9 protein-coding genes and 1 rRNA gene are annotated in these 14,131 nt (G+C 61.8%); 1 reads left to right on the forward strand and 9 read right to left on the reverse strand.

Going from position 1 to position 14,131, the window contains the following annotated elements:
• Positions 1–69: 69 nt before the first annotated feature.
• Positions 70–1,591 (reverse strand): 16S ribosomal RNA (locus tag KAR29_RS07640).
• Positions 1,592–1,845: 254 nt separating this feature from the next.
• Between KAR29_RS07640 and KAR29_RS07645 the strand changes: the two genes are divergently transcribed.
• A complete protein-coding gene (locus tag KAR29_RS07645; protein WP_274372414.1) occupies positions 1,846–4,107 on the forward strand; it encodes a transglycosylase domain-containing protein in 2,262 nt (753 codons plus the stop codon).
• Between the two features lie 89 nt (positions 4,108–4,196).
• Here KAR29_RS07645 and ppdK read toward each other — a convergent pair whose 3' ends face one another.
• From ppdK to KAR29_RS07685, 8 genes are all read right to left on the reverse strand, one after another.
• A complete protein-coding gene (gene ppdK, locus KAR29_RS07650; RefSeq protein WP_274372415.1) occupies positions 4,197–6,848 on the reverse strand; it encodes a pyruvate, phosphate dikinase in 2,652 nt (883 codons plus the stop codon).
• 39 nt (positions 6,849–6,887) lie between these two features.
• The gene (locus tag KAR29_RS07655) at positions 6,888–7,688 is read right to left on the reverse strand and encodes a pyruvate, water dikinase regulatory protein (protein ID WP_274372416.1); all 801 of its coding nucleotides are present in this window, start codon (positions 7,686–7,688) and stop codon (positions 6,888–6,890) included.
• Positions 7,689–7,805: 117 nt separating this feature from the next.
• On the reverse strand, positions 7,806–9,866 hold the full coding sequence (gene glyS, locus KAR29_RS07660) for a glycine--tRNA ligase subunit beta (protein ID WP_274372417.1): 2,061 nt from the start codon (positions 9,864–9,866) through the stop codon (positions 7,806–7,808).
• 13 nt (positions 9,867–9,879) lie between these two features.
• Positions 9,880–10,758, reverse strand: a complete 879-nt coding sequence (locus KAR29_RS07665; protein ID WP_274372418.1) for a glycine--tRNA ligase subunit alpha — start codon at positions 10,756–10,758, stop codon at positions 9,880–9,882.
• Between the two features lie 30 nt (positions 10,759–10,788).
• The gene (gene recO, locus KAR29_RS07670) at positions 10,789–11,502 is read right to left on the reverse strand and encodes a DNA repair protein RecO (RefSeq protein WP_274372419.1); all 714 of its coding nucleotides are present in this window, start codon (positions 11,500–11,502) and stop codon (positions 10,789–10,791) included.
• Complete coding sequence (gene era, locus KAR29_RS07675) at positions 11,499–12,416, reverse strand: GTPase Era (protein WP_274372420.1); 918 nt, start codon at positions 12,414–12,416, stop codon at positions 11,499–11,501. The genes recO and era overlap by 4 nt, the downstream gene beginning before the upstream one ends.
• Positions 12,406–12,828: a cytidine deaminase gene (locus KAR29_RS07680; RefSeq protein ID WP_274372421.1), complete on the reverse strand. Its 423-nt coding sequence runs from the start codon at positions 12,826–12,828 to the stop codon at positions 12,406–12,408. The genes era and KAR29_RS07680 overlap by 11 nt, the downstream gene beginning before the upstream one ends.
• 24 nt (positions 12,829–12,852) lie before the next feature.
• Positions 12,853–14,127, reverse strand: coding sequence for a hemolysin family protein (locus tag KAR29_RS07685; protein WP_274372422.1), 1,275 nt, complete (start codon positions 14,125–14,127; stop codon positions 12,853–12,855).
• Positions 14,128–14,131: the final 4 nt, after the last annotated feature.

The following is a 14,131-nucleotide window of genomic DNA, read 5'->3' on the forward strand; positions in this document are numbered from 1 at the left end:
AAAAACACGACGCGCAGAGATCGGACGATTTTTGGTCCGGGGCTTCCGCCCCGTTCCCGCTCTCCTTAGAAAGGAGGTGATCCAGCCGCACCTTCCGGTACGGCTACCTTGTTACGACTTCACCCTCCTTACCAGACGCACCTTCGACGCCTCCGTCCCTTGCGGGTTCGGCCGGCGGCTTCGGGTGCCCCCAACTCGGATGGTGTGACGGGCGGTGTGTACAAGGCCCGGGAACGTATTCACCGCGGCTTGGCTGATCCGCGATTACTAGCGATTCCGGCTTCATGCAGTCGAGTTGCAGACTGCAATCCGAACTGGGACCGGCTTTAAGGGATCCGCTCTGCCTCGCGACTTCGCTTCCCGTTGTGCCGGCCATTGTAGCACGTGTGTCGCCCTGGACATGAGGGCCATGATGACTTGACGTCGTCCCCACCTTCCTCCGGCTTGTCGCCGGCAGTCCACTGAGAGTCCCCACCTTCACGTGCTGGTAACTCAGCGTAGGGGTTGCGCTCGTTGCGGGACTTAACCCAACATCTCACGACACGAGCTGACGACAGCCATGCAGCACCTGTGCACGCTCGCTACCCGAAGGTAGCGTCCTTCACCTTTCAGATCCGTACCACGTGCATGTCAAACCCAGGTGAGGTTCTCCGGTTTGCATCGAATTAAACCACGTGCTCCACCGCTTGTGCGGGCCCCCGTCAATTCCTTTGAGTTTCAATCTTGCGATCGTACTCCCCAGGCGGAATGCTTAGCGCGTTAACTCCGGCACGGATAGCTCGCACTACCCACACCTAGCATTCATCGTTTACGGCTGGGACTACCGGGGTATCTAATCCCGTTTGCTCCCCCAGCTTTCGCACCTCAGCGTCAGTCTTTGGCCAGGAAGCCGCCTTCGCCACTGGTGTTCCTCCCGATATCTACGCATTTCACCGCTACACCGGGAATTCCACTTCCCTCTCCAAGACTCCAGTCTACCAGTATCGACTGCATTGCACCGGTTGAGCCGATGTCTTTCACAGCCGACTTAGCAAACCGCCTACGTGCGCTTTACGCCCAGTAATTCCGGACAACGCTCGGCCCCTACGTATTACCGCGGCTGCTGGCACGTAGTTTGCCGGGCCTTCCTCGTGCGGTACCGTCACTTCCTTCTTCCCGCACAACAGTGGTTTACGTCCCAAGGGACTTCTTCCCACACGCGGCGTCGCTGGGTCAGGGTTGCCCCCATTGCCCAATATTCCCCACTGCTGCCTCCCGTAGGAGTCTGGACCGTATCTCAGTTCCAGTGTGGCTGGTCGTCCTCTCAAACCAGCTACCCGTCATCGCCTTGGTGAGCCGTTACCTCACCAACTAGCTGATAGGACGCGAGTTCCTCCCTGGGCGGATTGCTCCTTTTCACCTCTCGGCCTATGGGGTTTTAGCGTCCGTTTCCAGACGTTGTCCCCCTCCCTAAGACAGATCCTCACGCGTTACTCACCCGTCCGCCACTGTACCCGATTCTCAGCAAGCTGGTCCTCGGACACCGTTCGACTTGCATGTGTTAAGCACGCCGCCAGCGTTCGTCCTGAGCCAGGATCAAACTCTCCGTTAGATTCCTTTGGAAATCTTTCAGAGCTTAATCGTCTCGATCTTGCGCGTCGTATTCTTTTGGCATGGTTCGTGTTGCCGCTTGTGTTTCGTCTCTCCGCCTCTCGGGCGGCAAGCGGTATAATAGCACCCTTCCGCCGAGGGCGCAAGCCCGAATTTGAAAATCGGCGGCTGTGCTATAATTTCCGGACATGACATGGCGAAGTCCTTTCAGTTGTCGGTACGATAGACACAGCATTTAAGGAGGCATCTTGACCTATGGCCGATGACCCTCGGTCCCCGGAGCGACGGAAGGAGAAAAAGCCCGAGAGAGCTTTCTCCTTCCTGCGCTTTCTCGGAGCCCTTCTTCTCCTTTCTCTGGCCCTGGCTTTGGCTACGGCGGCGGTGATGACGACCCTTTACGTGAAACGCATCTCCGCCGACCTTCCCTCTTTGGATGAGATGGCCCGTCAGCGCCCCAACCTGGCGACGGAAGTCTATGACAGGCAGAACCGCCTCATCGCACGGCTTTTTCTGGAAAACCGCACCTGGGTTTCCCTGGACCAGATTTCTCCCTGGATGCAAAAGGCGGCCATCGCCGCCGAGGATGGCGATTTTTACAGCCACAGCGGCCTTGATTTCCTCGGTATGGCCCGCGCCTTCTGGGTCAACCTGACTCACGGCCGGACCCGCCAGGGGGCGAGCACCATCACGCAGCAGCTCGCCCGGAATCTCTTCCTCTCGCGGGAGAGAACGATGGAGCGCAAGGTCAAGGAGGCCGTCCTCGCCCTCCGGCTCGAGCGTCTCTACACTAAGGATCAGATCCTCGAGATGTACCTCAACACGATCTACTACGGCCACGGGACTTGGGGAATCGCGGCGGCGAGTCAGGCCTATTTCGCCAAGCGTCCCGGTCAGCTTTCCGTTTCCGAGGCGGCCCTCTTGGCCGGCCTCGTGGCGGCCCCGGAGCTTTATTCGCCCTATCGTTCGCTGGAGAGGGCCCAAACCCGCCGGGCCTACGTGATCCGCCGTCTCGTCGACCTCGGGTGGCTCGACGGAGCCCAGGCTCAGACGGCCCTGGCCTCGCCTCCGGCCCTCCAGAAAGGGACGGTCAGTTCGGCTCCCCTGGACAAGGCCCCCTATTTCGTCTCGCACATCCTTTTCAACCACCTCCTCCCCACCTACGGCAAGGAGACCGTCTACCAGGAGGGACTGCGCGTCTACACCACCATCGACTTGGAGCTTCAGCAGGCGGCACAAGAGGCCGTGCGGCGTCTCAAGAGCGAGGGGGCCCTGGTCGCCCTGGCGCCCGGAACGGGCGAAGTGCTGGCCATGGTGGGGGGAAAAGATTTCGAGGTAAGCAAGTTCAACCGGGCCACTCAGGCCTTTCGGCAGCCGGGCTCGGCCTTTAAGCCCTTCGTCTATGCCGCGGCCCTTCAGGAGGGACTGCGTCCCGTCGATCACGTCCTCGACGCCCCTCTGATCTATGAAAACGGTTGGGCGCCTCAGAACTACAACGAAAAATTCGGAGGGGAGATCACCCTTCTCGAGGCCCTGACCCACTCCAACAACGTCGCCACGGTACGCGTGGCCGAGTCGATCGGCATCGGCAAAGTCGTCGCCATGGCCCGCAATCTGGGGATATCGAGCCCCCATCTGCCCCGCGACCTTTCCCTCTCTCTGGGTTCGGGAAGCGTGACCCCGCTGGAGCTGGGCCAGGCCTACTGTCCCTTCGCCAACGGCGGCTACCGGGTGACGCCCTACTTCATCCGAGAGATCAGGCGACACGACGGAGAAATTCTCGAGCAGCAGGGTCCTCAACTGAGTCCGGCCATTTCGCCGGAGCTGGCAGCGGAGGTCCAGGGCATGTTGAAAAATGTCGTCCGCGCCGGGACGGGACGGTCCGTGGCGATCCCCGACATGGACGTTCTCGGCAAGACGGGGACGACGAACGACTGGAGCGACGCGTGGTTCGTCGGCTCCGTCCCCGGAATTCTGGCCGTCGTCTACGCGGGACACGACGACCACAAGCCCCTGGGCAACCGCGCCACGGGCAGCACCATCGCCGCTCCCGTATGGAAGGCCTTCATCGATAAAGCCGTCGCCGAACTTCGACCTCCCCACCGTTTTTTCCTCGGCGATGCCGATGTCGAAGAGATCCAGGTCTGCCGAGAGACGGGCTATCTGGCCTCACCCTCCTGCAGTTCCACCGTGGCGGTGCTGATGGAGAGAAGCAAGGCTCCGACCTCGTTCTGTCCTCTCCACGGCGGGGACTGGTACGCCGCCCAGATGGACCCCTTGGCTCCAAGGCTGATCCTTGTCCGCGACGACACGGTCCTGCTGGCCCAGTACGGTTTGGGACAGTCTGCCGTGGCCGCCCAGCCGACGGAGGTCGTCCCCCTCCCGGCCTTCGCGCCTTCGCCGGCGCCGACACCGCCGCCGAAGGCGGAGACCAAGCCCTACAAGATCGACCCCAGCCCGGCCCAGATCGTCGAAGATCGTTATCAGGACCTGCTCAAACAGTACGGTCTGACGAACTGAGAAAGCGCGACGGAAAGACGGAGGGAGACGGTTCACCCGTCCCCCTCCGTCTTCCCGTCGCGACGAACGTTCTCCCGCGAAAAAAGGCCCTACTCGATGAGTCCCAACGCCGCGTGGGCAGCCGAGATGCGGGCGACGGGGACGCGGTAGGGGGAACAGCTGACGTAGTTGAGGCCCAGCTTGTGGCAGAAGGCGATGGAGTCGGGATCCCCCCCGTGTTCGCCGCAGATGCCGATCCCCAGATCGGGGCGGACGCGACGGCCGTCCTCGAAGGCGATCCTCATGAGCCGCCCCACGCCGTTGCGGTCGACGGAGCGGAAGGGAGGCTCGGGAAGGACGCGCATCGCGACGTATTGAGCGAGGAACTTGTTTTCGGCATCGTCACGGGAGTAGCCGAAGGTCGTCTGGGTGAGGTCGTTCGTGCCGAAGCTGAAGAACTGGGCGTACTCGGCCAACTCGTCGGCGATGAGGGCAGCCCGGGGAACTTCGATCATCGTACCCGTCTCGTAGGCGACGCTGCGGCCCGCCTCGGAGAAAAGCTCCTCCGCGATCCTGTCCGTCATGGCCTTGAGCCGCTTCATCTCCTCCTGAACGCCGACGAGAGGCATCATGATGTGAGGAACGACCTCGACGCCTTCGGCGGCAAGGTGGAGGCAGCTGAGGAAGATGGCGCGTATCTGCATCTCGTAGATTTCGGGGTAGATGATGCCCAGCCGACAGCCCCGGAAGCCGAGCATGGGGTTGCTCTCCTTGAGGGCCTTGGCCTTGGCCAACGTCCTTTCCAGGGCAAGAGTCTCGGGTGCCTTCTGTCGCCCCTCGTCTCTGAGTTTTTTCAGGGCCCCTTCGATCTCGGCCTCCTTGGGAAGGAATTCGTGAAGGGGGGGGTCGAGGAGGCGGACCGTTACGGGAAGCCCCTCCATGGCCCGGAAAATACCCCTGTAGTCCTCTTCCTGCATGACCTGGAGTTTATCCAGAGCGGTGACGCGCTCCTCCTTCGTGGAGGCGATGATCATCTCTTTCATGACGGGAAGCCTGTCGGGAGCCATGAACATGTGTTCCGTGCGGCAGAGGCCGATGCCTCTGGCGCCGAAATCCCTGGCCCGAGCGGCATCGGCGGGTGTGTCGGCGTTGGCCCAGACGCGGACGGCAGCTTCCGCGTCTGCCCAGGTCAGGAGTTTTCGGAATTCGTCCGTCATGGCCGGCTCCATGAGAGGCACGTTCCCTGCGATGACGAGCCCTCTGCTGCCGTCGATCGTGAGGATATCGCCTTTGGCGAAGGTGCGGCCGCCGCAGGAGAGCGTTCCCCTGTCGGCATCGATCTCCAGTGCCTCGCATCCGGAGACGCAGGGCTTGCCCAGACCTCGGGCGACGACGGCGGCATGGCTCGTCATGCCGCCGTGGCTGGTGAGAACGCCCTGGGCGGCGAAGAGGCCATGGATGTCGTCGGGTGTGGTCTCGTGACGGACGAGGATGACGGCCTCTCCCGAGTCGCCACGGCGTTCGGCCTCGTCGGGATCGAAGACGATGGCGCCCACGGCGGCTCCCGGAGAGGCCGGAAGGCCCGTGGCCAGGACATCGACGGGGACGGAAGGGTCGACCTGTTTGTGAAGAAGTTTTTCGACCTGGTCGGGCGTGACGCGCCGGACGGCCGTCGTCCTGTCGATGAGTCCCTCTTCGACCATGTCGACGGCGACGAGAACGGCCGAACGGGCCGTCCTCTTCCCGTTACGGGTCTGAAGGATGAAGAGCCTGTTCCGTTCGATGGTGAATTCGATATCCTGCATGTCCCTGTAATGACGCTCCAGCATGGAGGCGATGGCGAGGAGCTCCCTGTAGAGAGTGGGCATGGTCGAACCCAGCTCGGCGATGGGCTGGGGCGTCCTGATCCCGGCGACGACATCCTCACCCTGAGCGTTGACGAGGAACTCGCCGTAGAGGCCCTTTTCTCCCGTCGAAGGATTGCGGGTGAAACAGACGCCCGTACCGCAGTCCTCTCCCAGATTGCCGAAGACCATGGTCATGACGTTGACGGCCGTCCCCAAGGCGTCGGAAATCTTGTTGATGCGGCGGTAGGTTTTGGCGCGGGGCGTGTTCCAGCTCTTGAAGACGGCTTCTATGGCCTGGCGGAGCTGAACCCAGGGATCGACGGGAAAATCGGATCGGGTCTCCCTTTTTACGATCTCTTTGAAGCGCTTTATGAGTTTTTTCCAGGTGGCGGCGTCGATTTCGTAGTCCTGTCTGACGGAGAGAGCCCGTTTGGCGTCGACGATTTCGTTTTCGAAGTGAGTCGACGAGACGCCGAGGACGACATCGGAGAACATCTGAATGAACCGGCGGTAGCTGTCGTAGGCGAAACGAGGCTCTCCCGAATTGGCGGCCAAAGCCTCGACGGTTTCGTCGTTGAGACCCAGATTGAGGATGGTGTCCATCATGCCCGGCATGGAGACGGGAGCGCCGGAGCGGACGGAAAGGAGGAGAGGGTTTTCTCCCCGCCCGAAAGTCTTGTCCGCGGCTTTCTCCAGACGAGCCACGGCCTCCTCGACGCCCGCCCAGAGATCGTCGAGGAGACCGGCTCCTCTCTCCCAGTAGGCGAGACAGGCCTCGGTCGTGAGGGTGAAACCCGGGGGAACGGGAAGTCCGATCTTGCTCATCTGGGCCAGGTTGGCCCCCTTGCCGCCAAGAAGGCCCTTCATGTCGGCGTTGCCTTCAGAAAAGTCGTAGATGTACTTGCTCTCGGTCATTGACATCCGGCTCCTTTCCTCAAGAAAACAAAAGGGCAGCTACACCCGCAGGTAGTCGAGAACCTCCTGGGCCACCTCTTCGATGGCCCTGTTGGTCACGTCGAAGATCTTGCAGCCGACACGCCTCATGATGGCGACGGAAAAGTCGAGCTCCCTCTCCAGTCTTTCGGGCTGAGCGTAATTGGAGAGATCGGCGTCGAGGCCGAGGATGCGGAGCCGTTCCTTGCGGATGGAGGAAAGCTTTTCCGTGTTGATGGTGAGGCCGATGACCCGCTCCGGCGGCAGATCGAAGAGCCCCTTGGGGGGATCGGCCTCGGGCACGAGGGGAATATTGGCGACCATGACCCCCTTATGGGCCAGGTACATGGAAAGGGGCGTCTTGCTCGTCCGGGAAACGCCGAGGATGACGAGGTCGGCCTCTTCGTAGAGTTCGGCGCCCCTTCCGTCGTCGCATTTGATGGCGAATTCGACGGCCTTGACGCGACGGAAATATTCTTCGTCGAGACGGCGGAGAAGACCTGGCGTTTCCAGAGGGGGGCAGCCCAAACGGTTTTCGAGGATTTTCAGGATGGGGCCGAGGATATCGACGATCGGAAGGTTGAGCTTCTCCGCCTCCTCCACGAACCAGCGACGGAGGGCATGATCGACGAGGGTGCAGATGATGACGGCCTGAGAGCGGAGGGCCTCCTCAAGGACCTCTCTTCCCCGTTCGTCATTGTTGACGTAACGGAAGCGCCGAAGCTCCGCCTTCTTGGCGCCGAACTGGCTGGCCGCCGCCCGAGCCACGTGTTCTGCCGTCTCGCCCGTGAAATCGGAGACGACGAAAAGTTCTAAGGCCATGATCGGTTCCTCCCTGTCCTTCTATGACATTCGATGGCGAAAAACCCGTCCTTCCCGGAAAAGTTCTCTTTCCGGGAAGGACCGTTCGTTCTCACCTATTCCCCTGCTTTTCGAGATTTATTTTAGCATGCCCAGATCGCCGACCATATGGAAGAGTTCCTGACAGCGAGCAAGGATGGCAAGCCGGTTGGCCCGAACAGCCTGATTTTCGTCGTTGACGAGGACTTTTTCGAAAAAGAGGACGAGGACAGGCTCCATTTTTGCCAGCACGGCCGTGAGATCTTTCCATCGACTCTCGTCCCGGGCCGCTCGGGCCTGAGGTGCCAGATCTTCGAGAGCATCGAGAAGGGCCTTCTCGGCGTCATCGGCGAAAAGGGAGGGATCGACGGTTCCGGGACGGGTTTCCGCCTTGGCCAGGATGTTGCGGACCCGGACGGCAGCCGTGATGAGCTGACGGAACCAGGCCTCACCCTGAATGTCGACGAGGGCGAGAAGGAACCTCTGCGCCTGAAGGGGGCGGTTCCAGGAGGCGGCCAGAGCGAGGGCGACGATGTCGTGGCCGTACCCTTTTTCCTTGAGCTGGATCTGGAGACGATTGCGGAGAAAGTCGAAGACTTTCTCCAACACCTCCGGCCCGGCACTCATCTGGCGGGCGGCCTCGGTCATGAGGGCCTCTATGTCGACGTCGAGGTCGAGCCCCCAGAGGATTTCGTTGATGCAGCGGGCGGCACGGCGAAGGCCGTAGGGATCCTGAGAGCCCGTGGGATCGAGGCCGACTTTGGAGCAGGCCAAGATCGTATCGGCCCTGTCGGCAAGTCCGACGAGGGCACCGACGGGGTCCGTCGGGAGGTTGTCTCCGGCGAAACGGGGCAGGTAAAGCTCGTAGAGGGCCTTGGCGACGCGATCGGGCTCACCGTTTTTGCGGGCATATTCGCGCCCCATGACGCCCTGAAGCTCGGGGAACTCGTAGACCATGTGCGTGACGAGGTCGGCCTTGGCCAGCCAGGCGGCCCGTTCGACGAAAGGACGATCGTCCCGGCGCTCCAGGTGGTCGGTGAGCCAGAGGGCCAGGTCTCTGGCTCGAAGGACTTTTTCGTAGACCGTGCCGATCTGCTCCTGATAGACGATGGACTTCAGCTCTTCCACCCTGGAGGCAAGGGGCGCCTTCTGGTCCTCCTTCCAGAAGAAGGCGGCGTCGGCCAGACGAGCCCGGAGGACGCGCTCGTTGCCGTCGCGAACGACATCCATGTTGGTGGCGCGATTGTTGCTGACGCCGACGAAATGGTTTTTGAGCCTGCCCGAGCCGTCTCGGACGGGAAAGTAGCGCTGGTGGACCTTCATGGAGGTGACGAGAACCTCTGACGGGATATCGAGATAGTCCTTGTCGAAGGTTCCGAAGAAGGGGACGGGATATTCGACGAGGAAGAGGTTTTCTTCCACGAGATCGGGGTCCAGGTCGACCTTGCAGCCCATCTCCTTTTCGAGGGCCGCAATGCGGCAGATCATCATCTCCCGCCGTTTGGCGACATCGACGACGACGTAGTTGTCGTAAAGGCTGTCCAGATATTGGCTGGTATGGGCGATCTCGATGCGCCTGGCCCCCATGAAGCGATGGCCCCTCGTGATGCGCCCCGACTGCAGGGAACCCAAAGAGAGGGGGACGACGCGGTCGCCCCAGAGAGCGAGGATCCAGCGGAGGGGGCGAGCGAAGCGGAAGGCGGGATCGTCCCAGTACATGTTTTTGGGAAAGACGATGGCGCCGACGATATCACTCAGCAGGCCGGGCAGGACGCTCTCCGCAGGACGCCCCGTCTCCTTGACCTGGGCAAAGGCATATTCGACGCCATCGACCTGACGGAGGATCAAGTCGTCGACATCGACTCCCCTGCTCTTGGCAAAACCGATGGCCGCCCGAGTCGGAGCGCCCGTTCCGTCGAAGGCCGACTTCCAGGCAGGCCCCCTGTATTCCTCCATGAGGTCTTCCTGGCGATCGGAAAGGCCCTTGACGGAAAGGACGATGCGACGAGGCGTTCCCTGTGCCTGCAGGGAGCCGTAGGAGAGGCGGGCGACGGCGAAGCTCTTTTCGGCGACGGCGCGGATCTCGCCGAGAACCCACTGCATGAAACCGGCCGGGATCTCTTCCGTTCCCAGCTCCAGGATCAGATCTTCCCTGTTCATCCCTCAACACCCCCTAGCGACGGAACTTGTCCATGAGCGGATAGCCCAAGGCCTCTCTCTGCCGGACATAGCCTTCGGCACAGAGGGCGGCAAGGGCGCGGACGCGGGAAATATAGCCGGTGCGCTCGGTGACGCTGATGGCATTGCGGGCGTCGAGAAGGTTGAAGGTGTGAGAGCACTTGAGGACGTAGTCATAGGCGGGAAGGACATTGCCCGTGGCGGCGACGGCTTTGGCCTCGCCCTCGTAGAGGTCGAAGAGCCGAAAAAGCATGGCGGCATCGGAGAGGTCGAAATTGTACGTCGACTGCTCCACTTCGCTGCGATGATGGATATCGCCGTAGCGGACCTTGCCGACCCAGGTGAGGTCATAGACGCTGTCCACTTTCTGGACGAACATGGCGATGCGCTCCAGGCCATAGGTCAGTTCGGCCGGGACAAGATCCATATCGATGCCGCCGACCTGCTGGAAATACGTGAACTGAGTCACTTCCATGCCGTCGAGCCAGACCTCCCACCCCAGCCCCCAGGCGCCGATGGTGGGCGATTCCCAGTCGTCCTCGACGAAACGGATGTCGTGTTCGGCCGGATCGATGCCCAGGGCTTTGAGGCTGTCGATGTAAAGCTCCTGGATGTCTTCCGGAGCGGGCTGGACGATGACCTGGTACTGGTAGTAGTGCTGGAGCCGGTTCGGATTTTCCCCGTAACGTCCGTCGGCGGGGCGGCGGGACGGCTCGACGTAGGCGACGCGCCACGGTTCGGGACCGAGGACGCGAAGCGTCGTCGCCGGATTCATGGTCCCCGCGCCGACTTCAATATCGTAGGGCTGTTGAATGACACAGCCCTGTTCGGCCCAGAACCGCTCCAATCGCATGATGATTTCCTGAAAGTTCACCTTTCTACCCCCTATCGCCTGAGCGAAAACTCACACGCTTTCCCGCAGAAGGGACAGAAGCCTTTCGTTGAGAGGCGTCCATTCGACGGGATGGCCCACCGCCTGCGACCATGGGACGAAGGAATCACGGGAAAGCATAACAGCAGCCCTCAAGGCCCGCAAGAGAAGGGACGGGAGCGCGGTCCCCCCGCCGCCGCAATCGCCGCAGAGAAGGGATTCCCCCTGCCAATGGGCCTCGTCGAGCGCCCTGCCGCAACGGCCGCAACGCTCCAGATCGGGCGCTCCGCCTCTGTCGCGAAGCCAGCGCCAGAGAAAACGCCATTCGGCGACCTCCCCGTCGGCCCCCCGTTCGAGCTCCCAAAGGGACCAGAAAAAAAGCCCGAGCAGGGCGTCATCGGGATGACCGGGAAGGAAGATATCTCCGATCAACTTCCCCCATCGAAGGGCCCGGGCCAACGGCTCGGGCCGACGGCGCAGCCCCCAGAGGTCGCTTTTGACCTCCGCCTCTTTGAGATAGAGGTTGCGCGAGGCCTTGTAAAGGGTGAAGACGGACCAGACGAGAGGCTCCGTGGCCCCTCCGAAACGCCCTCGCCCCCTGGCCGCACCGGGAGCCACGACCCAGAGGGGACCGTGCCCCTTGAGTCCCAGGTAGAGCAGGCGTTCCCCCTCGGCCGTATCGCATCGTCTGAGGACGACGCCCGAGGCCCGGAAGTGCCCCTGGCGCAGGTAGTCGGCGCCGTTCATTGCCTATAGCCGAAGCGCTTGAGATCCCTGTCCGATTTTCGCCAATCCTGGCGAACTTTGACGAAGAGCTCGAGGAAGACCTTTTCCTGGAGCATTTCCTCCAACCCGGCTCGGGCGAGCGTGCCGATCTCGCGCAGCATGGCCCCTCCCCTGCCGATGATGATGCCCTTCTGCCCCGGCCTTTCGACATGAACGGCGGCCCTGATGTAGGCCACGTCCCTTTCGGGATACTCGTCGGGCGTCTGGAAGGCCTCGATCTCGACGGCGACGCTGTGAGGCACTTCCTCTCGGGTGAGCAGCAGGATCTTTTCCCTGATGATTTCCGCCGCGAGAAAGAGTTCGGGATGATCCATGATGCGCTCGTCGGGATAAAGGGGCGGTCCCGCGGGAAGCCTTTCGACGATCTTGTCCAGAAGAAGGTCCAGATTGGTCCCGACCCGAGCCGAGAGAGGAAGGATCTCTGCGGAGGCGACCCTGTCCTGATAGAGCTCGACGGCCTGCCAAAAGGTTTGCCCCTTTTTCAGGTGATCGACCTTGTTGACGACGAGGAAAACGGGACGAACCGTCTCCTTCAGAAAGGCCAGGATGCGCTCGTCCTCGGGACCGATGTGGCGGTCCGACGCATCGACGACGTAACAGATGAGGTCCACCTCTTCGAGGGCCCGTCGAGCCGTCTCGACCATGAACTCGCCCAGCTTATGGTGGGGCAGATGGATGCCCGGCGTGTCGATGAAGACGATCTGGGCCTTCTCGTCGCTGTAGATGCAGCGGATGCGGTTCCTCGTCGTCTGAGGCTTTTCGGAGACGATGGTGACCTTCTGCCCCAGGAGGGCGTTGATGAGCGTCGATTTTCCCACGTTGGGACGGCCGACGACGGCGACGAGGCCGCAGCGGAAGACCGCATCAGGCTTCAAGAGGGAATGCTCCTTCAAGGACAAAGGGATGAGGCAAGAGGTCCAGATCGAGACGGTAGAGGAGAGATTCCGTCCCCTCCTCCAGGACGACGAAGAAGGCGGCGTTGAACTCGGCCATGAACTGACGGCAGGCCCCGCAGGGAAGGCAGGGCTCCCCGTGGCGCCCCACGACGGCGATGGCGACGAAATGTCTCTCGCCGAGGGCGACGGCCGTCGTCAGAGCGTTCCTTTCGGCGCAGATAGAGAGACCGTAACTGGCATTTTCGACGTTGCAGCCCAGGATGACCGTCCCCTCGGCGGTGAGGAGGGCCGCGCCGACGGGGAAGCGGGAGTAGGGGACGTAGGCGGCCTGCTGGGCCTCCCGTGCCTTTTTCAAAAGCGCTTCGGGCGTTACGGAATGGGGCCAGTTCACGAAATCACCTCCAGGTTGTGACGTTCAGTCCTCATCGGAACCCTTATTTTCTCGGCGAAGAAGGCGAAGGAGCTTGACGCGGTGGTCTTCGACCTCGAGCACTTCGAAATCCCAATCGCCGAAGGAGAGTCTCTGCCCGACGTCGGGAAAGCGCCCGGCCAGGGAGATGATGAAGCCGGCCACGCTCTCGACGTCGTCGGAGGTGAAGGAATAACCGAGACGATCGCTGAGATCTTCGAGGTTGACGCCTCCCTGCACGAGATAGCTGCCATCGCCGTCGGCGATGATGGAAGGCGTCTCCTCGTCGTACTCGTCCTGGATCTCGCCGACGATTTCCTCCAAGAGGTCCTCGAGGGTCAGGATACCGGCCGTCCCTCCATATTCATCGACGACGATGGCCATATGAACTTTGTTGCCTCTCATGAGGCTGAAAAGGCCGGCAATGCGCATCGTCTCGGGAACGAAGAGCGCCTCGCGACAGATCCCCTCGACGGACGTTCCCGGATCGCCCGAGACGAGGCTGCGAAGCAGGTCTTTGACGTAGAGAATGCCGACGATCTGGTCGAGACTCTCTCCGATGATGGGGACGCGGGAATGGCCATGTTCGAGAATCACTTCGACGGCCTCGGCCAGAGTCGTCTCGCGGGCGAGGGCAACCATGTCGGTCCGGGGAACCATGACCTCGTAGGCCCGAGTCTCCTCGAAGGAGATGACGCCGTGGATCATCTTGCGTTCTTCCTCTTCGAGAGCGCCCGAGGCCCCGCCGATATTGACCATCTGCTCGATCTCCTCGCGGGTGACGAAGGCGTGCTGAGGGACGAGGTCGATGCCGAGAAGCTTCCCCAATCCCCGGACGATGGCCACCGTGAGCCAGAGGAGGGGAGAGAAGAGGACGCTCAGGAAGCGCAGCATGGGAAGAACGGCGACGAGGATCGTTTCGTTGCGGACGATGGCGATGCTCTTGGGCAGGATTTCGCCGAAGATGACGATGAGAACGGTCATGACGACGACGGCCAGAAGGGGACCCTGCTGCCCGTAAAGCCGCAGGGCCAGCGAAGTGGCCATGGCGCTGGCGGCGATATTGACGAGATTGTTGGCCACGAGAGTCACCGTGAGAGCCCTCTGGGGCTGATCGGCGAGCCAGGCCAGGAAGCGGCGCCTGCCGGGATGGCGCTCCTGAAGGGCCATCAATTTGCCGCGCCCCACGGCCGTGATGGACGTCTCGGTGCTGCTGAAAAGGGCCGAGAGGAGGAGAAGGAGGAGGAGGAGGAGGAGCGATTGTAAGGTATCGCTTTCCATATCG

It is taken from the genome of Aminithiophilus ramosus, from assembly GCF_018069705.1.
Classification (GTDB): domain Bacteria; phylum Synergistota; class Synergistia; order Synergistales; family Aminithiophilaceae; genus Aminithiophilus; species Aminithiophilus ramosus.

Bases quoted from the DNA above. Each gene is read 5' to 3' on its own strand.
- glyS (WP_274372417.1), bottom strand. From the start codon at position 9,866: ATGAACAGGGAAGATCTGATCCTGGAGCTGGGAACGGAAGAGATCCCG.
- recO (WP_274372419.1), bottom strand. From the start codon at position 11,502: ATGAACGGCGCCGACTACCTGCGCCAGGGGCACTTCCGGGCCTCGGGC.
- KAR29_RS07655 (WP_274372416.1), bottom strand. From the start codon at position 7,688: ATGGCCTTAGAACTTTTCGTCGTCTCCGATTTCACGGGCGAGACGGCA.
- KAR29_RS07685 (WP_274372422.1), bottom strand. From the start codon at position 14,127: ATGGAAAGCGATACCTTACAATCGCTCCTCCTCCTCCTCCTCCTTCTC.
- KAR29_RS07645 (WP_274372414.1), top strand. From the start codon at position 1,846: ATGGCCGATGACCCTCGGTCCCCGGAGCGACGGAAGGAGAAAAAGCCC.
- ppdK (WP_274372415.1), bottom strand. From the start codon at position 6,848: ATGACCGAGAGCAAGTACATCTACGACTTTTCTGAAGGCAACGCCGAC.